This window comes from Maricaulis sp. (assembly GCF_030149515.1).
Taxonomy (GTDB): Bacteria; Pseudomonadota; Alphaproteobacteria; order Caulobacterales; family Maricaulaceae; genus Maricaulis.
In genome coordinates, this window is the sequence record NZ_JASBRI010000013.1 from 139,384 (window position 1) to 161,140 (window position 21,757).

Sequence of the window (21,757 nt, forward strand, 5' to 3'; positions counted from 1 at the left end):
GCCGTCTCGTTCTTCCTGGTGTCCAGACAGGATGTGGCCGAGCCGGCGGATCGGATCAAGTCTTCAGCTTACTGGTTTACTGCGCGATTGTCGTCGCTATCCCGGGCAAATTCCACCAGATCGCCGGCCGGCATCGGGCGCCCGAACAGGAAGCCCTGGGCCAGTGTGGCGCCCTGCGCCCGCAGCATGTTCATCTGCTCGGCGGTTTCCACGCCTTCCGCGACCGTTTCCAGCTTAAGCGACTTGGCCATGGCCAGAATGGTCTCGACCACGATGCGGGCGTGCGGGTCGGTCGCCATGTCGCGCACGAAGGACTGGTCGATCTTGAACACGTCGAAGGGCATGCGGGTCAGGTAGGACAGGGAGGAGTGACCCGTACCGAAATCGTCGATGGCGAAATTGACGCCCTTGTCGCGCAGCGGCTGGACCTGTTCGATCACCCGCTCCGGATTTTCCATGGCGATGGATTCGGTCAGCTCCAGTTCCAGGAGGTGCGGCGGCAGGCCGGCATCCTCGAGCGCTTCGAGCACCGAGTCCGCGAAACCGTCGCGGTCAAACTGCATGGCCGAGACATTGACCGCCACGGGCAGTTCGAGGCCTTCCTCGCGCCAGGCCGCGGCCTGGCGGCATGCGGCGCGCAGCACCCAGTCGCCGATCTCGCCGATCAGGCCGCATTCTTCGGCGGCCTCGATAAAGGCGCCGGGCGACAGGAGGCCGGCTGTGGGATGCTGCCAGCGCACCAGCGCTTCGGCACCGGCACATGTGCCGTCCTTCATCAGGACCTTGGGCTGATAGAAGACGACCAGCTGGTCCTGCTGCACCGCATCGCGCAGCTCGTTTTCCAGCACCAGGCGCTCGAAGGCGGACTGGTTCATGGTCGGTTCGAAGAATTGCGCCGCGGACCCGCCCGCCCGCTTGGCATGAGCCATGGCCAGGTCGGCGTGACGCATCAGGGTTTCCGGGTCGGCCCCGTCCTGCGGGAAGACCGCAACGCCCACCGACACGCCCAGGAAGACCTGGTGTCCGGAAATCTCGAAGGGCAGGCGGATCGCATCGACCAGCTTGTTGGCGACGCGGGCGGCGTCGGCCGAATCGGTGATGTGCGGCAACAGGACGGTAAACTCGTCGCCGCCCAGACGGGCGACCATGGATGCCTCTTCCAGACCCATGGCCAGATCGCAGCCGCGGGTCACCTCCGACAGGCGCCGGCCGACCATTTCCAGAAGCCGGTCGCCCTCGCCGATACCCAGACTGTCATTGACACGCTTGAAGCGGTCGAGATCGAGGAAGAGCACGGCGCCCGACGACCCCTCTTCCAGCGCCTTGCGGGCCACGCGCTCGGTTTCCTTGCGGAAGCGTTCGCGGTTGGGCAGCTCGGTCACAAGGTCGACATAGGCCAGGCGGTGAATACGTTTCAGATTACCGTCGAGACGGGCAAACATGCGGTTGAAGGCATTGGCCAGCACTTCCAGCTCGTCGCCGGTCTTCACGTCGATACGCATGTCCAGCGTCTTCGAGGAGGCCAGGCGTGCGGCATCGGTCAGGATCTGCACCGGCTTCAGGGCGCGGCCCACAATCAGTGCCGCCAGCGGAAGGAAGACACCCAGGGCGAAGAGTGCGATCAGCGTCTGGCGCCGGATCGCAGCGTTGCGCGATGCCACCAGTTCCACAAGCTCGCGTTTGGCATAGATCACGCCGACCAGGCGCCGTTCCTGGGTATAGACCGGCGCGGCCATTTCCAGGGCACCGTCAATGATGGAATAGCGCAGATCGCCGGCGCCCAGGGCCATGACGGCCATGTCGGCGGCGCGCAAATGCCCCTGGGAACGGTCGTCCGAATAGGCTTCGCCCAGCACTTCGCGGCGATTGTTGAGGACATACATTTCCTCGGCGCCGATGCTGGTGATCAGCTCCTCGATGTAGAGATCGACAAACTCGCTGTTATTGCTGGAGACGGCATTGGCCAGCCGGTTGGCCGTAGCCTGCAGCGTCGCCACCGACCGGTCGATGAGCAGATGCCGCGTTTCCCGTTGCGCGGAAACGCTTTCCAACGTCATCAGCAGGAGAGTGGTCGCGAAAATCAGGGCCCCGGTCAGAAGCGTGAACTTCATTACCAGCGACCGCATCACTCGCGACACCGCTTTGCGGATGGGTGCCATGTCTACCCCTGAGCGCACCCCCGAGAAGAAGTGCGACTTAGCCACCAAACTTGTGGGTGAGTAACGCCACTCACCCGTTCTCAGTGGGCAGACTGACAGCAAGCACTTGAATTGTGGTTAAAATGCCGGAGTTGTTTCATTAAGTTTTTAGCCAAATGCCGGGAAAGGCTTTAATCAAAGGCGATCCCGGATTTTTCGGCCAGCACTTTTAGGCTGCATTCGGGCCGCGCGCCGTAATGAGAAATGATCTCGGCGGCCGAAATCGCGCCCATTTTGCCTGCTTCCGCCAGCGGCCGGCCCTGGGCCAGGCCAAGCAGGAAGCCTGCGGCGAAGAGGTCGCCGGCACCCGTCGTATCGACCAGTTGCTTCACCGGTTCTGCGGGCACGGTCACCGTGTCTTCGCCGGAAGTGATCACGGCACCCTTTTCCGAGCGGGTGACCGCGGCAATGGCGACGTCCTGGCGTACTGCGGCCAGCGCCGTGTCGAAATCCCCGGTCTCGTAAAGAGCCAGCAATTCCGCCTCGTTGGCCAGCAGGATATCGATATGGTTCGCCACGAGGTGGCGGAAGGAAGCGCGGTGGCGTTCCACGCAGAACACGTCCGAGAGGGTCAGCGCTGTGCGCCGGCCCTCGGCGGCCGCCGTTTCCGCCGCAGCGACATAGGCGCGCTTGGCCTCCTCGCGGTCGAACAGATAGCCTTCCAGGTAAATGATTTCGGAGGCCTTGAGCGCCTCTGCGCCGGCATCGACATCGTCTTCGGTCACCAGCGCCGCCGCGCCGAGGAAGGTCGACATGGAGCGGTGGGCGTCCGGGGTCACATTGATCAGACAGCGCGCCGTAGCCGGGCCTTCCTTGAGGGCCGGTGTGTCGAAATGCACGCCGATGGCGCGGATATCATGGGTGAAGATGTCGCCCAGCTGGTCGTTCGCAACCTTGCCGATATAGGCCGCCTTGCCGCCCAGAGAGGCTATGCCCGCCACCGTGTTCGCCGCCGAACCGCCCGAGGCTTCCTTTCCGGGCTGCATGCGCTCGTAGAGCGTGCGGGCGCGCTCCTCGTCGATCAGTGTCATGGCATTCTTGGCAATGCCTTCGGCAGACAGGAAGTCGTCGGTGGCCGGCGAGAGCACGTCGACGATGGCATTGCCGACAGCGAGCACGTCAAAACGGGCTTGAGACATGGATCATCCGATGAATGGCTAAAAGGGCAAAGGGTTCGCCCCATGGGGTAAACGCAGTGCACGCCAAGAACAAGGCTTGCCGCCACAAGGTGCGCCCGCTAAGCGCCATTGCATGATCCGCACCGCCTTCCTGACCGCCGCCTGCATGTTCCGTGACCACCCGCAAGCGCGGGCCGACGCATTCGAATATGAGTACGAGATCGCCGCCCTGCAGCCGGCTTGCCGCGAAGCAGGCATCGCGCTGGAACCGGTGGTCTGGGACGATCCCGGCTTCGACCCGGCGCGCTTCGATGCCGCCGTGGTGGGCACGTGCTGGGACTATATGGAAAAGCCGGCACAGTTCGCGGCTGCGCTGGATCGCATCGATGCCGCCACGCGGCTTTACAATCCGCTGGCGACGATGCGCTGGAACACGCACAAGACCTATCTCAGGGATCTGGCCGGCCGCGGCGCACCGACCATTCCCACCGTGTGGGCCGGCCGGGCCGATGCGGACACGATATCCGGCGCGTTCGAGACGCTGGGGACGGACGATATCGTGGTCAAGCCCGTGCTGGGTGCCGGGGCCTGGCGCCAGGCGCGCGTCAGGCGCGGCGAGATCCTGCCGCCGGCGGACCGGCTGCCCCCGGCCGAGGCCATGATCCAGCCCTTCCTGCCGGCGGTCGCCGAAGAGGGTGAATATGCCTTTCTCTTCTTCGGCCGGGATTTTTCCCATTGTGCCCGGAAAGTGCCTGCGAACGGGGATTATCGCGTCCAGTCGGAATATGGCGGCCGCGAAGAGGTTCACCACCCCTCAGCGGACGAGCTGGCCCTGGCGCGCTCCGTGCTGGACTGTATCGACGGCGATCTCCTGTATGCCCGTGTCGACATGCTGCGCGGGCTCGACGGGCAGCTGGCGCTCATCGAGATCGAACTGATGGAACCCTATCTCTACCCCGAGCAGGGCCCGGACATGGGCATTGTCTTCGCCCGGGCGCTGACGGGGCTGCTGGGTTGATCCGCGATCCCGGCAATCGCGGCACACCCTCATCCCGCACCCCTCCCATCGCTCCAGGCGGACACGCCGTGGAGACAAAAGCGTGCGCGGCGGGCGGCCGAAATGCAGAGAGACACCCGCTTACGGCGCGGGCGTTTTTTCCTTGAAGCGGCAGAGGTCGGCGACGGGGCAGCGCCAGCATTCCGGCTTGCGGGCCTTGCAGAGATAGCGACCGTGCAGGATCAGCCAGTGATGGGCGCCCTTGCGGTACGCGTCGGGCACGACCCGCTCCAGGCGCTGTTCCACCTCCAGCGGATCCTTGCCCGGCGCGAGGCCGGTGCGGTTGGCGACGCGGAAAATATGCGTGTCCACCGCGATGGTCGGCTCGCCGAAGGCCTCGTTGAGGACGACATTGGCGGTCTTGCGGCCGACACCGGGCAGCGCCTCCAGGGCCGCACGGTCGCCGGGGACTTCGCCGCCATGGCGCTCGATCAGCAGTCGGGACAGGGCAATGACATTTTTCGCCTTGTTGCGGAAAAGACCGATCGTCTTGATCCGCTCGCGTACATGTTCCTCGCCCAAGGCTACCATCTTTTCCGGTGTACCGGCTTCCTGGAACAGACGGCGGGTCGCCTTGTTGACGCCCACATCGGTCGCCTGGGCCGACAGCGCGACGGCGACCAGAAGCGTATAGGGATTGGTGTAATCCAGCTCGGTGCGCGGTTCCGGCCGGTCCTGGGCCAGACGGGCCATGAGATCGTGCGCCTGTTCGCGGGTGAGGCCGCGCGGCTGGGGTTTTCTGCGGGGCCTGGCTTTGGCGGGCTTCGTCTTCATGGCGGCAGGTATAGCCGGGCAGGCGCGCCTGTCATCCCGTTTCCTGCGGCGCCATTGTCTCGCCCTGTCCCGCGCTTATCTTGGCAGGCATGAAACGGATTGTGGAAACCTGGCCCGCCGAGGCGGAGGCTGTTGTGCCGCATGACGGGCCGGTCTTCATGGAGGCCGAGCTGGCGCCCAACCGGTCCCTGCCCAATCCGGCCTTTACGGCCTTGATGATCGCCATCGCGATCGTCTCCTTTTCCGCCGGCATTCTGTTCGTCACCATAGGGGCCTGGCCGGTGACGCCGTTTTTCGGGCTCGATGCCTTTCTGGTCTGGCTGGCTTTCAGGATCTCCTACCGTGACGGGCGGGCCCGGGAATGGGTGCGGGTGGACGCGCGCGATATCGATGTGGTTCGCCAGCACCCCACCGGCCACAAGCGCCGCTATCGCCTGCCCACTGCCTGGGTGAAGCTGCGCCTGATCGATCCGGCAGAGCATCATGCCCAGGTCGCGCTCACCGCGCATGGCCGGTCGCTGGTTCTGGCCAGTTTTCTCAGCCCGCCCGAGCGCGCCGAATTTGCTCAAGCGCTGGGCCGGGCCATCGACGCTGCGCGGACCTCGCTGAACCCGGCCATCGCCCGGTCGCAAGAACCGGGTGGAGCCTAGTGCCGGGTGGCGTAGACTGGGTGTCATGACTGCACAAATCTACGATCTCGACACATCCAGCCGCGATTATCGCCGCATCGCCTCGGCGCTTGCCTTTCTGGGCGAGAACTGGCGCGATCATCCCGATCTGGAAGCCGCCGCCCGCGCCGCAGGCCTGTCGCCCCACCATTTCCAGCGTGTCTTTACCCGCTGGGTCGGGGTGAGCCCGAAAAAGTATGTCGGCGCCCTTGCCCATGGCGCCGCCCGCGAGGCCCTCGACGAGGGCGCGAGCATGCTCGATGCTGCCTTCGATGCGGGCCTGTCCGGTCCGGGCCGGCTGCACGATCTGTTCATCGCCCACGAGGCGGTAACGCCGGGCGATGCGAAACGGCGCGGCGCCGGCCTGGCTTTTACCTGGGGCACGGCCCCGACACCCTTCGGCGAGGCCGTGCTGTTGATCTCGCCGCGCGGCCTGTCGGCCCTGGCCTTTGCCGATCCCGATACCGAAGCCGGCTTTGCCGATCTGGAGGCGCGCTATCCGGCGGCGGATTATCGCCGGGACGATGCCGAGGCCCGGCGCTGGGCCGAGCGCATCTTCACGCTGCGTGACAGCGACCCGATCCCGCTGGCGCTCTACGGCACGCCCTGGCAGCGGCAGGTCTGGCGCGCGCTTCTGACCATACCGGCGGGGGCGACCACGACCTACAAGGCCATCGCGGAACGGGTGTGCACGCCCAAGGCGGCCCGGGCCGTCGGCGCGGCAGTGGGCGCGAATCCCGTCTCCTGGCTTATTCCCTGCCACCGGGTCATCGCGGCCGACGGCCAGCTGACCGGCTATCACTGGGGTGTTGACCGCAAGCGGGCCATGCTCGCCTACGAGGCGATGGCGAGCTAGATTGGGGGCATGACGAACAACCCCTTCGCCCTTGCCGCCATCATCGGCCTCGTGGCCGCTGCCGCCTTCCTGATCCGCTGGGTCGCGGCGCGCCGGCGGCTGATGGAAGACGCGCGGATCGAATACCGTGAGCGCTGCGAATCCAAACCCGGCACGGTGAAGGGCGTCGATGCCGCGGTCTTCGAACGCCTCTATGTCGCGGCCTTCGAGCCGCGCTGGGCGCTCTATATCGCCGCCGCTCTGGTGCTGGCGATCCTGGTGACCCCGGCCGCCGCCTTCGGTCTGGTCGCGCTGTGGCCGGTCATCGTGATGGGGCTGGATGGCGGACCCTGGTATGATGTCGGCTATTATCCCTGGATGTTCTACATGTTCTTCGGCTTCTGCGCGGTCTGGGCATTGTGCGGATTTGTCGTGGCCCGCATTCACCATGCCCGGCGGCCGGAACCCTTCAATCCCGCCCTCGCCCGCGCCCGTGGCGAACCGCTGGACGATGTTGTCATTCCGCGCAAACGCCCCAAATGGGCGGTCAGGGCCCGGCCCGATCGGAAGCCGGATGTACCCGCCAACGAGTCGGATTAGGGGATTGCCGCCATGCGTTACCTGCACACCATGGTCCGGGTCTCGGACCTGGAGGAAAGCCTGCGCTTTTACTGTGAGGGCCTGGGCCTGACCGAGATCAGCCGGATGGACAGCGAAAAGGGCCGTTTCACCCTCATCTTTCTGGCCACGCCGGAGGATGTCCAAGCGGCCGGCTATACGGGCGGGAAGATACCCGAGGGCCTGCCGTGTGTGGAGCTGACGTGGAACTGGGATCCCGAGGAGTACACAGGCGGCCGCAATTTCGGCCATCTCGCCTATCGCATGGACAGTGTCTACGACACCTGCCAGCGGCTGATGGACATGGGCTACACCATCAACCGTCCGCCCCGCGACGGCCACATGGCCTTTGTACGCTCGCCGGACGGGATTTCCGTCGAGCTGCTCCAGCGCGGCGAGCACCTGCCCCCGCAGGAGCCCTGGGCGAGCATGGAGAATACGGGGAGTTGGTAGTTTCCTGCCGACGCCGGTGGGAAGGGAAACTCGCCGGATGTGCGGCGGAAGGGTGAGGCGGGCCTGCGCCGCAGCCGTCGGCCCCTTCTGCCGCGTGTCGCTCGGCCGCCTCCCCCTCAAGCAGGGCAGAAAGGGCTCCCTACGCCGCCCGCCGCATGTCTTCGAACCTTTTCCCCGGCTCGTCCTCATAGCTTTCCGCCAGCACCGTCAGCCGTTCGATGCGGTCGGTGCGGAAGTGGCGGAAATCGTTTCGCAGTTCGCACCAGGCGGACAAGAGCCAGACGCGGCCGAAACAGGTCAGCGCCAGCGGGCGGATGACGCGTTTGGTGACGACATCGTCGAGGGAGTTGTAGACCACGCGCAGCTTGCGTCTCGACGCGATGGCGTTGCGCACCGGGCCGAAGGCTTCCGGCCGCACGGTCTCGTCCAGGAAGGCAGCAAAGAGCGGTGTCGAACGAAGGCGCTGGCGGTGTGTGTCCGGCAGTGCGTGCTCGATCTTGGACAGCGCCTCGGCGGCGGCCGAGGCCAGGTCCCTGTCGCCCGTCGCCTTGACCAGGCGAGCGCCCAGGGCCAGCGCGTCCAGCTGTTCGTAGGAAAAGGTCAGCGGCGGCAGGTCGAAACCGGGGCGCAGCACATAGCCCACGCCGGCCTCTCCGTCGATCGGGGCGCCGGAGCCGATCAGGTGGGCGATATCGCGATAGATGGTGCGTTCGGAAACCTCGAAACGCTTGCCCATCTCCTGGGCGGTCACCGCCCCCGGCGCGGCTTCGCGCAGGGCCTGGACGATGCGGATGAGACGTTCGGCGCGGCGCACTGACACCTCCTGCAAGCCGGATAGCGTGGCGGGATGATGTCAGGGTTCGCGGGTTCAGGCAAGATTGTCACAGCGCCGGTAGTTCACGTGCGCAGGGCAGGTTTGTCAGGATATTGTCAGCCTGCAACGACATCCTGCATGGAATAATGCCCGGCCGGCCGGGCCTGTCCGCCATTGTCGATCCAGCGGGCCGCCGCCAGCGCCCCGCGCGCGAAGATGGCGCGATCGAAGGCGCGGTGAGTGATGGCGATCTCCTCCATCTCGGCGACTAGGCGCACGGCATGCTCGCCGACAATCGCGCCGCCCCGTGTGACGGCGAAACCGATCGTTCCGGGTTTACGTGGTCCGGTATGGCCGTGGCGGGCCCAACTGGCGACCTCTTCGAGGCGCTCGCCTCGGGTTTCGGCAGCGGCCCGGCCCAGCATCAGCGCCGTGCCGGAGGGGGCGTCGGCCTTCATCCGATGATGGCTTTCCTCGATCTCGATATCCCAGTCCTCCGCCGGCAGCCGTGCCGCATGACGCACCAGGGCCTCGGCAATGGCGACGCCCAGGGAAAAATTGTCAGCCGTGAGCAGGGGCACCCGCCGGGAGACCGCGTCCAGACGGGCTGCCTGCTCGGCGTCGAACCCCGTCACCCCGCTGACGAGCGGCGTCCCGTTTCGCTCGGCCAGGTATTCCGCAGCGGCCACGGTCATGGCAGGCAGGCTGGCATCGATCACCACATCGGCCTCGCCCAGCGCATCCTCCAGCGTGACATCGGCGCGGCGGCCGATGGGTTCGCCGCCCAGCCAGGCACCGATATCCTGACCCGCCGCTGCCGAGCCGAGACGAACCACGGCGCCGGCCAGTTCCATATCCGGCGCGTCCAGAATCGCGCGGCCGATGGCGCTGCCCAGCCGTCCCGTAGCGCCCAGCAGGGTGATCTTCATTCTCCGGCTCATCCACCGCCTCCCGTGACCAGTCGATTTGCCAGTGTTTCAAAAACATAGGACCCTATGATGGGAATTACCGGCAACAGGATGTAAAGCGAGAACCGGGTCGTGATACTGGCCGATACGGGCCATTCCCGCAGCCCGTTCACCCAGACCTCGTAATCGGTATAGCCCGCCAGCGCCGAGGCCGCGTCCGCATCGCCGGCCAGCGCCTTGTCGCGCATTGCCGACATTTCGGCATGGATACGGTCCAGTTCGGCCTGTTTGGCGGCCCGGATCTTCACATGAACCGGATGGAGTGCGCTGGTCAGCAGGAAGAGGCCGCCCAGCACCGAGGCGCTGACCACCGGCACTGTCATCCACAATTGTTCGGCGGCGAACAGCTGATCGGGTTCGTTGGGATTGATCAGGAACAACAGCAGGATGGCTGCCATGATCATCCACGACCGGGCCGCTCTCAGCCCGATCCGGCCAAACACGTCCAGCCGGTCGAGACGGAACAGGTCGATCTCGAGATGGTCGCGGATGAGTTGCTTGATCGCACTGCTCTCGCGCGCCACGTCGACGCCGGCGCGAAACCCTATTCCGTAGAGAAAGGGCGAGACGAGGACGAACCATAACCCGACCGAAGCCAGATAGGTGGACAAGGTGAAATTGCTGGTGACGATCAGGACACCATTGAAAAACAGACCGGCCACGGCCCCGGCGAAGAACATGCCCGTGTAGTAGCGGCGCCAGGCGATCGGAATGCCGTCGGCCAGGCCCCGGGCTCCGGCCGCGCCCTGCGGTGTCACCGCAGCGATCAGATGGGGAATTTCAGCCGCCCACATCCGCCGCCCGGCTTCGGTAAAGGCAGTGCCGGCCGTGAAGATGAGAGAGAGCACAAGGGCGATCCAGGCGACCTGGGTCAGCACCGGATCGCCGTCGGCCCCGGTTTCGAACAGGGGTGGCCGGCCGGTGATTTCGGCGATCAGCACATAGAGCCCGTAAACCGCAACGAAGATCGTCAGCGTGGTCACTGCAAATCCGCCGGGCGAGGCGCGATAGGCCCGCACCTCTAGTGGCTGGTAGTATCCGGCCTGCGATGCGGCGGGCCCGGTTTTCGGGTCGGCTTGCTGCGGCGTGGTATCCATGCGCGAACCCTACGCCGCGCCGGCGCAGACTGTCACGCGATCACGCCCTAATTCGCGTTTGGACGGCCGTCATCGGTCGTGACATCGTCCCAGAACTGTTTGACTTTGTTGAAGAAACCCGCGCTGTCAGGGTTGCAGCCCTCGCCGGACAGGTCGCAGAATTCCTTGAGGAGTTCCTTCTGCCGGTCGCAGAGATTGCGCGGGGTTTCAACAAACAGTTCGACGATCATGTCGCCGCGCGGCCCGCCGCGCAGGCGCGGCATGCCCTTGCCCTTCAGCCGCATGCGGCGGCCCGTCTGGGCGCCTTCGGGGATCTTCATCTCGGCCTTGCCGCCCTCGATCGTGGGTACCGGGATGGAACAGCCCAGGGCCGCCTGCACCATGGAGGCCGGTGTGCGGCAATAAAGGTTGGGGCCGTCGCGCTCGAAAATCTCGTGCGGGCGAACGGAAATGAAGATGTAGAGATCGCCGCGCGGGCCGCCTCGGGCCCCGGCTTCGCCCTCGCCGGCCAGGCGGATACGGGTACCATCCTCGACGCCGGCCGGAACGGTGACGTTGAGGGTGCGGTTCTTGCGCACCCGGCCGACCCCGTCGCACTCCTGGCAGGGCGTCTTCACATACTGGCCGCGTCCGCCACAATGCGGGCAGGTCTGTTCCATGGTGAAAAAGCCTTGGGACCGGCGGATCCGGCCAGCACCATGGCAGGTGCCGCAGGTTTCCAGCTCGGTGCCCGGCTCATTGCCCTGCCCGTCGCAGCGTTCGCAATGCATGGCCGTGGGCACCTTGATCGTGGTGTCCTTGCCGTTGAAGGCCTCTTCCAGCGAAATCTCCAGATCAAAGCGCAGGTCGGCGCCGCGGGCCGGTCCGTGACTGCGTCCGCCACGGCGTCCGCCCATACCGCCCATACCGAAGGCCTCGCCGAAGACCTGTTCGAAAATGTCCGCGAACTCGGCCGCACCGGCCGCTCCGCCGAACGGGCCCTGACCGCCGCCCATGCCGCCATTGTGCTCGAACGCGGCATGACCCATGCGGTCATAGGCGGCGCGCTTGTCCTTGTCCGACAGGATAGCATAGGCCTCGCCGACTTCCTTGAACCGCGCCTCGGCGCCCGCGTCGCCCGGATTCTTGTCCGGATGGTATTTCATCGCAAGCTTGCGATAGGCGCTCTTGAGGGCCTTGTCGTCGGCGGATTTATCGACGCCGAGGGTTTCGTAATAGTCGCGCTTACTCATCAAATTTCACCATCGGGCAGAACCAGGATCGCGTTCTGCCGCATTTGCCGCGCCAGCGTGTATCCGTGCTGCAGGCACAGACCGGCAGCGCCGTCCTCAATCGCAGCATCGTGCCGCGTCTCTATCAGAATCATGCCAGGCCACAGCGTTCGCGGTGATTCCGCGAAGAAGGTCTTAAGAACGAGCGGTTCATAGCCCTCGATGTCCATTTTCATGACATCGACCCGCTCGATACCGGCCTCGGCGAGCGCCGCCGCCAGCGGGCGTAGCGGGACGCTTTTCCCCTCGCCGCGGGCTTCGACATGGACCTCGCCGCGATTTTTGCCGCAGGCGCTCATCCAGACCTCACCCTCTTCGGCACCGAGCGCCCAGGGCAGGACTGTCACGGCCTCGGCATTCGAGGATTGAAGATTGAACTCCAGCCGGCGCCGGTTTTCCGGATCGGGCTCGATCGCCAGTACCTGGACCGGCTTGGCCAGCTCGGCGGCGTCGGCCAGCACCGAAAGCGTATAAAGGCCCGCATTGGCCCCGGCGTCGACAAAGACGAAAGCATCCTCGCTGTCGTGTTCTGCCAGACGGGCGCGGATCTCGGCACGTTCGGCATTGTCCCAGGTCTTCGCACCGGCAAAGACCCGTTTTTCGCAACGATTGTCGCGCAGGTGAAGCCGGGCGAACTGGCCGGGAAAGACCTCGATATCCGCGATCTCCCGACCGCTGGACATCAGGGCGCGGCGGACCAGGGTTTCCGCCCCGCGGCGCAGGGCATCCAGAGGCAGGGAGGTGGGCAGGCGCCGCAGCCATTCGGCCGGAGCGGGAAGCGCGAAGGCGCCAAAGGGAGCAGAGATCGGGTCGGGACGGGCCATGGGGCTCTCCGGGGCCGGACGGCCCGGAGCGACGGCTTGTCCATCGCTCCGGAACACCGGACCTTACGCGTCCTTCTTGTTTTCGTCGTCGACTTCGGAGAATTCCGCGTCAACCACGTCGTCCTCGGAAGCATCCCCGGTGGTTTCGCCACCCTCGGAGGCTTCGGACTGCTGAGCGGCATACATGGCCTCGCCCAGCTTCATGGCGGCCTGGACCAGGGCCTGGGTCTTCTGCTGGATGGCTTCGGGGTCTTCGCCGTCCTTGACGTCCTTCAGCTCGGCCAGGGCCGCCTCGATGGCGTCCTTGTCGGCGGCCGGGACCTTGTCGCCGAATTCCTCGAGCTGTTTCTCGGTCTGATGGACCATGGCTTCGGCGCCGTTGCGGGCCTCGGCCAGGTCCTTCTTCTTCTTGTCGGCCTCGGCATTCGCTTCGGCGTCCTGGACCATCTGCTCGATATCGTCGTCCGAGAGGCCGCCGGAGGCCTGGATGCGGATCGCCTGTTCCTTGCCGGTGGCCTTGTCCTTCGCCGAGACGTTGACGATGCCGTTCGCGTCGATGTCGAACGTGACCTCGATCTGCGGCAGTCCGCGCGGGGCCGGCGGGATGCCGACCAGGTCGAACTGTCCGAGCAGCTTGTTATCGGCCGCCATTTCGCGCTCACCCTGGGATACCCGGATGGTCACGGCGGTCTGGTTGTCGTCGGCGGTCGAGAAGACCTGGGACTTCTTGGTCGGGATGGTGGTGTTGCGCTCGATCAGGCGGGTGAACACGCCGCCCAGGGTTTCGATGCCCAGGGAAAGCGGGGTCACGTCGAGCAGCAGCACGTCCTTCACATCGCCCTGCAGCACGCCGGCCTGGATGGCAGCACCCATGGCGACGACCTCGTCCGGATTGACGCCCTTGTGCGGGTCCTTGCCGAAGAAGCCCTTTACCGCTTCCTGGACTTTCGGCATGCGGGTCATGCCGCCGACCAGGACGATGTCGTCGATCTCGGACGCCGAGATACCGGCATCCTTGAGGGCCTTCTTGCACGGATCCAGCGTGCGCTTGATCAGATCCTCGACCAGCGCCTCCAGCTTGGCGCGGGAGAGCTTGATATTGAGGTGTTTCGGGCCCGAGGCGTCGGCGGTGATAAAGGGCAGGTTCACCTCGTAGGAGGTCGCCGAAGACAGTTCCTTCTTGGCCTTCTCGGCTTCTTCCTTCAGGCGCTGCAGGGCCAGCTTGTCCTGGCGCAGGTCGATGCCGTTTTCCTTTTTGAACTCGTCGGCGAGGTATTCGACGATGCGCATGTCGAAGTCTTCACCACCGAGGAAGGTGTCGCCATTGGTCGCCTTCACCTCGAAGACACCGTCGCCGATTTCCAGAATGGAGACGTCGAACGTGCCGCCACCGAGGTCGAAGACGGCAATCGTCTTGTTCTCTCCCTTGTCCAGACCGTAGGCGAGGGCCGCCGCGGTCGGCTCGTAAATGATGCGCAGGACTTCCAGGCCGGCGATCTTGCCGGCATCCTTGGTGGCCTGACGCTGGGCGTCATCGAAATAGGCCGGAACCGTGATGACCGCCTTCTCGACCTTTTCGCCGAGATAGCTTTCCGCGGTCTCTTTCATCTTCTGCAGCGTGAAGGCCGAAATCTCGGAGGGTGCATATTTCTTGTCGCGCCCCTGAACCCAGGCATCGTTGTTGTCCGACGGCACGATCTTGTAGGGCACCATGTCGATGTCTTTTTTGACCGTCGGATCGTCCATCATGCGGCCGATCAGGCGCTTGATGGCAAAGAACGTGTAGTCGGGATTGGTGACGGCCTGGCGCTTTGCCGGCTGGCCCATGAGGCGCTCGCCATCCTCGGTGAAAGCCACCACGGAGGGGGTTGTCCGCGCGCCCTCTGAATTCTCGATGACCTTCGCCTGGCCGTTTTCCATAACGGCCACACAGGAGTTGGTCGTACCCAGGTCGATGCCGATGACCTTGCTCATTGATCGTCTCTCCGTTTTTCCAAGCGGGACCGGCTCGGCGCATACCGGACCTTGTTCACAAGCGTCCCGGATGCCGTTCGCCGTCCCCTTCGGGATCGTCATTGATATACCGGCGATGCCGCCGCCGGTGTGGTTCACGCTGCCGGGGAATAACCCCGCGCTTGGTGGGCGATTTAGGGAGGGCGGGCTGACAGTGCAAGTGCGTGTTCAGGCCAAGTACAGGCCGGACCGGCTCATATGATATCCTGCCGGTGCTGAGAAACCAGCGGGAGGAAGGGAAATGATACGCATTCTTGCAGCAGCCCTAGGAGCAGCCGTGGTGGGCACGGCCGGCCTGGCCCAGGACGATGATGGCGATGGCGGGGGAGATACAGGCAACAGCAATAGCGGCGATACGGGTGGCCAGACATCGACCGAGACCGGCGGCGACCTGTCCGGCGTGCGGGTCCATACCGACAGCGCGGCGGCGGATACGGCCGACAATCTGGGGGCCCGGGCGCTGACGACCGGTCGCGATGTTCAGCTCGGTCCCCGCTCCGGCAATCCGGGAAGCCGGAACCTCATGGCGCATGAGCTTGCCCACACTTTGCAGCAGCAATCACAGGCGAGCGATGGTGAGGCGGATGACGACGAGCCTTCGGCCGACGGCCGCAGAGCGGAGCAAGACGCGCGAACCCGTCGTCAGCGCCAGTCTACGCGCTCGCGGCGTGACGACCGGCCGCAATAGGATACCGGGGCCAGCATCTGTGCGAACAAGGCGGACATGACTGGCCGCGGCGGTCGGGAATTGCCATCTTCCCGGCATGTCCGAACCCGTGCTGCCCCTCCCAGGCTTTCGTCTCCTGCCGGAACATCTCAACCGCACAGCTCAGGCTGCGCTGATTGAAACTGTTGTGGCCGCCGCGAAAATCGCCCCGTTCTGGCGGCCGGCCATGCCGCGCTCCGGCCAGCCACTGTCCGTGAAAATGACCAATTTTGGCCGGCTGGGCTGGGTCACGGACAAGGAGGGCGGCTATCGCTACGAACCGGTACATCCGCTGACCGGCGAGCCCTGGCCCCCCATTCCTCCCGTCCTGCTCGACCTGTGGGCCCAGCTCTCCGGGTATTGCGCCCCGCCTGAAGCCTGTCTGGTCAATTGGTACGGGCCCGACAGCCGCATGGGTCTGCATGTGGATTGGGACGAGGAGGCGGCGGATGCAGCGGTCGTATCGGTGTCGCTGGGTGACAAGGCGCGGTTCCGTGTCGGCGGCACAACACGCCGCGGCAAGACTGCGTCCATGGTACTGTCGTCGGGTGACGTGGTGGTGCTGGGCGGCGCGGCGCGGCGCAGCTATCACGGTGTCGACCGCATCTATCCGGGCACATCGACCCTGTTGCCGGACGAGGTCTTTCCCGGCGGCGGCCGCATCAATCTGACCATGCGCCGCGTGACCCTGCCCGGATGAGCCCGCGGAACTTTCGCCACATTCGGGCGTTGCACAGAGTGTGTTGAAGCAAACAACGGGAGACGACGCCATGATCAAGTCACTGCTTATCGTCAGCGTCGCTGCGCTTGGGCTTTCTGCCTGCGGTGCGACGACCCGGGGTGCTGCCACCGGCGGCGCCATGGGTGCGGCCGCCGGTGCCATTATCGGTAACAATACGGGATCGGGCGATGCCGAAACCGGCGCGCTGATCGGCGGTGCCGTCGGCGCTGCAGCCGGGGCCTATGCCGGGTGCCGTTCCGAGGGCGGCTGCCGCTGGAACAGCGACAATCGCTATCATTCCGAACTGTACTATGACGAGCGCGCGCGCCGCGACTACTACATCAACAGCCGTGACGGCTGCACCTATTGGCGCAACGGCGAATACCGCGCCTGCTAGCCAATAGCCAGCACTCCACAAGGCGGGCGCCGGAGCGGAAGGCTCCGGCGCCTTTTTTGCGCGAAAGGGCCGGCGGGACGGTTCTGTTCATCTCCGTGTCACGATCGCAGGTCTACGATCCGTTTCGTTCTGCCCGGTCGCCGGAATGGTAGGCGCCGGGTCAATCAGCCAGGGAGATGGCAGTGATCGGACGTGTCTTTGCGATTGGGGTCGTGGCTGTGAGCCTGGCGGCCTGCGGGGCGACCACCCAGGGTGCTGTGACCGGCGGTGCGCTCGGCGCCGCGGCTGGTGCCATCATCGGCAACAATACCGGTTCCGGCGATGCTGAAACGGGCGCCATCATCGGCGGTGTGGTCGGCGCTGCGGCAGGGGCTTACGCCGGTTGCCGTCATGACGGCGGCTGCCGGTGGAATGAGAGCAATCGCAATCATTCCCAGCTCTACTACGATGAGCGCGCCCGCCGGGAGTATTATGTCGACAGCCGCGACCGCTGCACGTATTGGCGCAACGGCGAATACCGCGCCTGCTAGCACTATCGGACATTCGCGCCGGGGCTCATTCGGGCCCCGGCGCGTCTAGTGTTGCACCGGCATGTCGCGCGGCGCGTTTGCGCCCGTATCGGGCGGCAAGTAGTCGATGGCCGTCATGGGAACGGAGCGGCCGTGTTCCTGGACGAGGCGGACATGCTTGCGCCGCAAGAGCCGCGGCTCGGCGACGCCGCAGGAATGGGCGATCATTTCCACGTGCTCGCGGATCGTGTTGGCGTATTCGGCCACACGCTCGGCCTTGTCGCTGACTACCAGGCCACGCTGCAGGCGCTTGTCATGGGTGGTCACACCGGTCGGGCAGGTGTTGCGGTGGCACTTCATCGCCTGGATACACCCCAGCGAGAACATGAAACCCCGCCCGCACTGCACGAAGTCCGCCCCGGCGGCCAGTGCCCACGCCACTGCACCCGGAATGAGAAGCTTCCCCGAGGCGACAATGCGGATTCGCCCGCGCAGCCCGTAGCGTTCGAGAATGTCGGCGACCATGGGCAGGCTTTCCCGGATGGTCAGGCCGACATTGTCCATCAGCGCCATCGGCGCGGCGCCGGTGCCGCCATCGCCTGAGTCGACCGTGACGAAATCCGGAGCGCTTTCCACGCCGCGACGGGTCACCGCCTCGCACAAGTCCTCGATCCAGCCATAGGCCCCGATCACGGCCTTGATGCCGACCGGCTTTCCGGTGACCTCGCGGATATGTCCGATCATGTCCAGCAGGCCGTCGACATTGTCGAATTCGGGATGACGGTTGGGCGAGATCGACGCCTCGCCTGCCGGGATGCCCCGTATCTTCGCGACTTCCTTGGTCACTTTCTCGGCAGGCAGGATGCCGCCCTTGCCCGGTTTGGCGCCCTGGGAGAGTTTCAGTTCGAACATTTTTACCTGGGGCCGCGCCGCGACCTCGCGCAGGCGTTCGACGGACAGCCCGCCCTCGGAATTGCGTACACCGTATTTCGCGGTGCCGATCTGGAAGACCAGATCGCAGCCGCCTTCCAGATGCATGTCCGACAGCCCGCCCTCGCCGGTATTGAGCCAGATTCCCGACTTGGCCGCTCCGCGCGACAAGGCGCGGATCGCCGGCGTGGACAGGGCGCCATAGCTCATGCCGGAAATGTTGAAAAAGGATGGGGCATCATAGGGTTCGCGGGCAAAAGGGCCGATGCGCAGAGGTTGGGTGGCGGCCGCATGATCGTCCAGCAGGGGAAAGGCGCAATTCACGAAAATCGCCGTTCCCGGCTTGTCCATCGGCTTGGTCGAACCGAAGGGGATCGTGCCGCCCTCACCCTGGGCTGACCGGTAGACCCAGTCGCGCTCGGCGCGGTTGAAGGGCAGTTCCTCGCGGTCCATGGCGAAGAAATACTGGCGGAAGAATTCGCCCAGCGTGGTGAACAGGCTGCGGAACCGGCCAACAAGGGGGTAATTACGGCGCACAGCGTCGCGGGTCTGTGTCACATCCGCGGCATACATGACCACGGCGGCCAGCGCGGCCAGGCCCAGCGCCAGGATGAAGGCCTGCGTCAGGATGTTCATCGCATCCATCGCCCATTGCGGCAGCATCGGCATGTTCGCTAATCCCCTCGTCGAGACCGGCGCATCATGCATCGCCGCGGCTTCCCTTGCGAGAGGTCCGGCGCGAATTGTCGGACCTGTGATGGGATGTGAGGCGGGATCAGGCCTTCACGTCGACCCCGTCGCCCGGCGCCTGCGGGCCGCCATCGCCGTCGCCGGACGGGCTGCCGGCCGAAACCGCCACCATGGCTGCACGCAGGGTGCGCTGGCCGATGACGAAACCGGTCTGCATAACCGAGGCGATCTTGCCGGACGGCTGGTCCGAAGGGATCTGGGCCACGGCCTGGTGAAGATGCGGGTCGAAAGCGTCGCCGGGGGCCGGATCGACCTTTTTCACACCGTGCCGCTCCATCTTGGAGAGCATGGCCTTTTCGGTCATTTCCACGCCCTCGACGAGATTCTTCACCGCGTCGGGGGCATCGTCGAGCTGGCTCTGGTCCACAGCGCCAATGGCCCGCGACAGGTTGTCGGCCACGTCCAGCATGTCCTTGGCGAAGCTGGAGACGGCGTAGTCGCGCGTATCCTTGACCTCCTTCTCGGCCCGGCGGCGGGTATTTTCCGCCTCGGCCAGGGCGCGCAGCAGCTTGTCGCGCATGGCGTCGAGTTCCGCCGTCAGCTTGGCGATAGCCTCTTCCGGCGTGGTCTCGCCCGATCCGGCCTCGGCGCCGTCCCCGGCGGTCTGCGTGTCGGTTTCGGCCTCCGGCGCGGTCTCGTTCGTACCGGCCTGGGTCTCGTTGTTGTCGGTTTCGCTCATTTCAGGTCTTCACTCTCGCGATCGCGCGCCATCGAGGATCTGTCCGACGACACGGGCTGTGTAGTCGACCAGGGGGATAACACGCGCATAGTTCAAACGGGTGGGGCCAATTACACCCAGCGCCCCGATGATTTCCTGTTCCGAGTTCATATAGGGAGCCACGATCACGCTTGAACCCGACAGGCTGAAGAGCGGGTTCTCCGCACCGATGAACAGACGCACCCCGTCACCGTCGCGGGCCTTGTCCAGCAGGGTGATCAGCTCTTCCTTGCGTTCGATGTCCTCGAACAGCATGCGGATGCGTTCCAGATCCCCGGCCGCGTCGACGCTTTCCAGCAACCGCGCCTGTCCGCGCACGATCAGGGCGCGCTCGCCCGACCCGCCGGCCCAGTCGGCGAGACCCTGCTTGACCAGCTCCTCCGCGGCGCTGTCGAGCTGGGAGCGGCGTTCCGCGATCTCCTGCCCGATTGCCTTGCGCGCCTCGTCGAGACTGCGGCCTTTCAGCCGGGTGGAAAGATAATTGCCCGCTTCCACAAGCGTGACCGGCGGCATGCCTTCTGGCGCCCGCATCAGGCGGTTTTCGACCGTTCCGTCCTCGAACACCAGTACGGCCAGGACTTCCTGCGGCGACAGCGGAACGAATTCCACATGGCGCAGCGGAGCCTCCCGCTTGGGCGTAACCACCAGACCGGCGCCGCCCGCCAGACCGCTGAGCAGGGTGGAGGCCTCGGTCAGCAGGCCCTGGGTCGAGCGTCCCGAGACGGACACCTTGCCCTCGATCGCCCGGCGTTCATCGTCCGACAGCTCGCCCACCTGCAGCAGTCCGTCGACGAAAAGGCGCAGGCCCGCATGGGTGGGCATGCGTCCGGCGCTGGAATGCGGCGCGGTCAAAAGCCCCATCTGGGCCAGATCGGCCATCGTGTTGCGGATCGAGGCCGGGGACAGCGCCAGGTTTCCGGTCTGTGACAGGGTGCGCGAGCCCACCGGTTCGCCCGAACGCAGATAGGCTTCCACGATCTCGCGGAAGATCGTGCGCATGCGTTCGTCCAGGGACGCCAGTGCGCTTTCGGGCTTGGTCTCGGCCATGCCTACTGAATTAATCGTGGCCGCGCGCCGGTTCAATCGCGTTTGTCGGACGGGTTTACCCGGCGCAGTCAGTGCGGCGGTGCTTGATGCCCGGCGCGCATGCGTCTAGGAGCGGCGGACGATGACAAGCTGGAGATTTCGATGAGACCTCAGGGACGGGCACGCGACGCGATGCGGGAGATTGCTCTGGAAGCCGGCGCTTCGCTCTATGCGGAAGGCTCCTGCCTGGCCCGCTTCGGCGGTACGCATGTTCTGTGCACGGCGAGTGTCGAGGACGGGGTGCCGCCGTGGCTTCGCGGCGGCGGCAAGGGCTGGGTGACGGCGGAATACGGCATGCTGCCGCGCTCCACCCACACCCGGTCGCGCCGCGAGGCGGCGGCGGGTAAACAGTCTGGCCGCACCCAGGAAATCCAGCGCCTGATCGGCCGCTCGCTGCGGGCAGTGGTCGATCTCAAAGCCCTGGGCGAGCGCCAGATCACCATCGATTGCGACGTCATCCAGGCCGATGGCGGCACCCGTACCGCCGCGATCACCGGCGCCTGGGTCGCCCTGAAGCAGGCCACGGCCTATCTGATCGAGGAGGGCCTTCTCAAGGCGGACCCGGTCTATGGTCAGCTTGCCGCCATTTCCTGCGGCGTGATCGACGGCGAAACCCGCCTCGACCTGGAATATGAGGAAGACCGCCGCGCCGAGGCCGATGCCAATTTTGTGCTGACGAATAATGGCGGTATCGTCGAAATTCAGGCGACTGCGGAGGACCGTCCGATCCCGGAAGGTAACTTCAACGACCTGTTCGCCCTGGCCAAGGCGGGTGTGGCGCAATTGTGCGAAGCGCAGATCGCGGCGCTGGCGGCAAAGGGCTGAGGCATCGCCGGGAAACCGGCGCAAAAGACAGACGGCGGGAGCGCGCTGGGGGGCTGGTGAATGGCCCGCACGGCCTCTTTGGGAAGGGGCTACCGTGCAGGCCCGCCCCCGCCGTCTGACCGCCCTGAACTCGGTCGGGCGGATCCGGGTAGCGCCGTTCGCGCCTATTCGGCGGCGTCGCGGCTGTCGTCCTCTTCATCGTCGAAGCTCAGCAGGTCTCCCGGCTGGCAGTCGAGTTCACGGCACAGCGCCTCCAGGGTGGAGAAGCGCACCGCCTTGGCCTTGCCTGTCTTGAGGATGGACAGGTTGGCCATGGTGATGCCGACACGGTCGCAGAGTTCGGTCAGCGACATGCGGCGCTCGAGGAGCATTCGGTCGAGGGTGACGCGGATGGGCATGTGTTCGGC

At 65.5% G+C, this 21,757-nt stretch carries 23 protein-coding genes; 10 read left to right on the top strand and 13 right to left on the bottom strand.

All coding sequences use genetic code 11. The annotated features are described in order from the left end of the window. Positions 1-68 precede the first annotated feature (68 nt). Positions 69-2,159, bottom strand: coding sequence for an EAL domain-containing protein (locus tag Q1U94_RS05935; protein WP_300542688.1), 2,091 nt, complete (start codon positions 2,157-2,159; stop codon positions 69-71). A 170-nt stretch (positions 2,160-2,329) separates the two neighbouring features. Next, entirely contained in the window at positions 2,330-3,337 is a 1,008-nt protein-coding gene (locus Q1U94_RS05940) for an adenosine kinase (protein ID WP_300542690.1), read from the bottom strand. A gap of 112 nt (positions 3,338-3,449) precedes the next feature. On the opposite strand from Q1U94_RS05940, the gene Q1U94_RS05945 reads away from it, so the two are divergent. After that, the gene (locus tag Q1U94_RS05945; RefSeq protein ID WP_300542691.1) at positions 3,450-4,334 is read left to right on the top strand and encodes a hypothetical protein; all 885 of its coding nucleotides are present in this window, start codon (positions 3,450-3,452) and stop codon (positions 4,332-4,334) included. 120 nt (positions 4,335-4,454) lie between these two features. Here the strand turns inward: Q1U94_RS05945 and nth are convergent, their stop codons facing one another. After that, on the bottom strand, positions 4,455-5,147 hold the full coding sequence (gene nth / locus Q1U94_RS05950; RefSeq protein WP_300542693.1) for an endonuclease III: 693 nt from the start codon (positions 5,145-5,147) through the stop codon (positions 4,455-4,457). A gap of 89 nt (positions 5,148-5,236) precedes the next feature. On the opposite strand from nth, the gene Q1U94_RS05955 reads away from it, so the two are divergent. Genes Q1U94_RS05955 through Q1U94_RS05970 form a run of 4 tightly spaced genes read left to right on the top strand, consistent with a single transcriptional unit; the run spans position 5,237 to position 7,721 of the window. Further along, on the top strand, positions 5,237-5,797 hold the full coding sequence (locus Q1U94_RS05955; RefSeq protein WP_300542695.1) for a DUF2244 domain-containing protein: 561 nt from the start codon (positions 5,237-5,239) through the stop codon (positions 5,795-5,797). A 25-nt stretch (positions 5,798-5,822) separates the two neighbouring features. Next, a complete protein-coding gene (locus Q1U94_RS05960) occupies positions 5,823-6,671 on the top strand; it encodes a methylated-DNA--[protein]-cysteine S-methyltransferase (RefSeq protein WP_300542697.1) in 849 nt (282 codons plus the stop codon). 9 nt (positions 6,672-6,680) lie between these two features. Next, positions 6,681-7,250 carry a hypothetical protein gene (locus Q1U94_RS05965; protein ID WP_300542699.1) on the top strand — a complete coding sequence of 190 codons (570 nt, stop codon included), beginning with the start codon at positions 6,681-6,683 and terminating at the stop codon, positions 7,248-7,250. 12 nt (positions 7,251-7,262) lie between these two features. Beyond that, a complete protein-coding gene (locus Q1U94_RS05970) occupies positions 7,263-7,721 on the top strand; it encodes a VOC family protein (protein ID WP_300542701.1) in 459 nt (152 codons plus the stop codon). A gap of 139 nt (positions 7,722-7,860) precedes the next feature. On the opposite strand, the gene Q1U94_RS05975 is transcribed toward Q1U94_RS05970, so the two are convergent. The 6 genes from Q1U94_RS05975 to dnaK all read right to left on the bottom strand — a co-directional run bounded on the left by Q1U94_RS05975 (position 7,861) and on the right by dnaK (position 14,669). Next, on the bottom strand, positions 7,861-8,535 hold the full coding sequence (locus Q1U94_RS05975) for a YafY family protein (RefSeq protein WP_300542702.1): 675 nt from the start codon (positions 8,533-8,535) through the stop codon (positions 7,861-7,863). A 116-nt stretch (positions 8,536-8,651) separates the two neighbouring features. Next, a complete protein-coding gene (gene dapB, locus Q1U94_RS05980) occupies positions 8,652-9,476 on the bottom strand; it encodes a 4-hydroxy-tetrahydrodipicolinate reductase (RefSeq protein ID WP_300542703.1) in 825 nt (274 codons plus the stop codon). Further along, entirely contained in the window at positions 9,473-10,600 is a 1,128-nt protein-coding gene (locus Q1U94_RS05985; protein WP_300542704.1) for a hypothetical protein, read from the bottom strand. The genes dapB and Q1U94_RS05985 overlap by 4 nt, the downstream gene beginning before the upstream one ends. A 47-nt stretch (positions 10,601-10,647) precedes the next feature. Beyond that, entirely contained in the window at positions 10,648-11,832 is a 1,185-nt protein-coding gene (gene dnaJ, locus Q1U94_RS05990) for a molecular chaperone DnaJ (RefSeq protein ID WP_300542705.1), read from the bottom strand. Next, positions 11,832-12,695, bottom strand: coding sequence for an FkbM family methyltransferase (locus tag Q1U94_RS05995; RefSeq protein ID WP_300542706.1), 864 nt, complete (start codon positions 12,693-12,695; stop codon positions 11,832-11,834). Before Q1U94_RS05995 ends, dnaJ begins: the two co-directional genes overlap by 1 nt. Before the next feature lie 63 nt (positions 12,696-12,758). Next, the gene (dnaK, locus tag Q1U94_RS06000) at positions 12,759-14,669 is read right to left on the bottom strand and encodes a molecular chaperone DnaK (RefSeq protein ID WP_300542707.1); all 1,911 of its coding nucleotides are present in this window, start codon (positions 14,667-14,669) and stop codon (positions 12,759-12,761) included. Between the two features lie 280 nt (positions 14,670-14,949). Here dnaK and Q1U94_RS06005 point away from each other — a divergent pair, with 280 nt between their 5' ends. The 4 genes from Q1U94_RS06005 (at position 14,950) to Q1U94_RS06020 (ending at position 17,062) form a co-directional block, all read left to right on the top strand. Beyond that, complete coding sequence (locus Q1U94_RS06005) at positions 14,950-15,396, top strand: DUF4157 domain-containing protein (RefSeq protein ID WP_300542708.1); 447 nt, start codon at positions 14,950-14,952, stop codon at positions 15,394-15,396. Between the two features lie 76 nt (positions 15,397-15,472). After that, the gene (locus Q1U94_RS06010) at positions 15,473-16,114 is read left to right on the top strand and encodes an alpha-ketoglutarate-dependent dioxygenase AlkB (RefSeq protein ID WP_300542709.1); all 642 of its coding nucleotides are present in this window, start codon (positions 15,473-15,475) and stop codon (positions 16,112-16,114) included. Positions 16,115-16,184: 70 nt separating this feature from the next. Next, a complete protein-coding gene (locus Q1U94_RS06015) occupies positions 16,185-16,532 on the top strand; it encodes a glycine zipper domain-containing protein (protein ID WP_300542710.1) in 348 nt (115 codons plus the stop codon). A gap of 176 nt (positions 16,533-16,708) precedes the next feature. Then, the gene (locus Q1U94_RS06020; protein ID WP_366917262.1) at positions 16,709-17,062 is read left to right on the top strand and encodes a YMGG-like glycine zipper-containing protein; all 354 of its coding nucleotides are present in this window, start codon (positions 16,709-16,711) and stop codon (positions 17,060-17,062) included. A 45-nt stretch (positions 17,063-17,107) separates the two neighbouring features. Here Q1U94_RS06020 and Q1U94_RS06025 read toward each other — a convergent pair whose 3' ends face one another. The 3 genes from Q1U94_RS06025 to hrcA all read right to left on the bottom strand — a co-directional run bounded on the left by Q1U94_RS06025 (position 17,108) and on the right by hrcA (position 20,486). Further along, positions 17,108-18,634, bottom strand: a complete 1,527-nt coding sequence (locus Q1U94_RS06025; protein WP_366917266.1) for an FMN-binding glutamate synthase family protein — start codon at positions 18,632-18,634, stop codon at positions 17,108-17,110. A gap of 112 nt (positions 18,635-18,746) precedes the next feature. Continuing rightward, a complete protein-coding gene (gene grpE, locus Q1U94_RS06030) occupies positions 18,747-19,400 on the bottom strand; it encodes a nucleotide exchange factor GrpE (RefSeq protein ID WP_300542714.1) in 654 nt (217 codons plus the stop codon). 9 nt (positions 19,401-19,409) lie between these two features. Further along, a complete protein-coding gene (hrcA, locus tag Q1U94_RS06035) occupies positions 19,410-20,486 on the bottom strand; it encodes a heat-inducible transcriptional repressor HrcA (protein WP_300542716.1) in 1,077 nt (358 codons plus the stop codon). 141 nt (positions 20,487-20,627) lie between these two features. On the opposite strand from hrcA, the gene rph reads away from it, so the two are divergent. Beyond that, complete coding sequence (rph, locus tag Q1U94_RS06040) at positions 20,628-21,350, top strand: ribonuclease PH (RefSeq protein WP_300542717.1); 723 nt, start codon at positions 20,628-20,630, stop codon at positions 21,348-21,350. Positions 21,351-21,514: 164 nt separating this feature from the next. Here the strand turns inward: rph and Q1U94_RS06045 are convergent, their stop codons facing one another. After that, positions 21,515-21,748 (bottom strand): helix-turn-helix transcriptional regulator, encoded by a 234-nt coding sequence (locus Q1U94_RS06045; protein WP_300542719.1) that lies wholly within the window; start codon positions 21,746-21,748, stop codon positions 21,515-21,517. Positions 21,749-21,757: the final 9 nt, after the last annotated feature.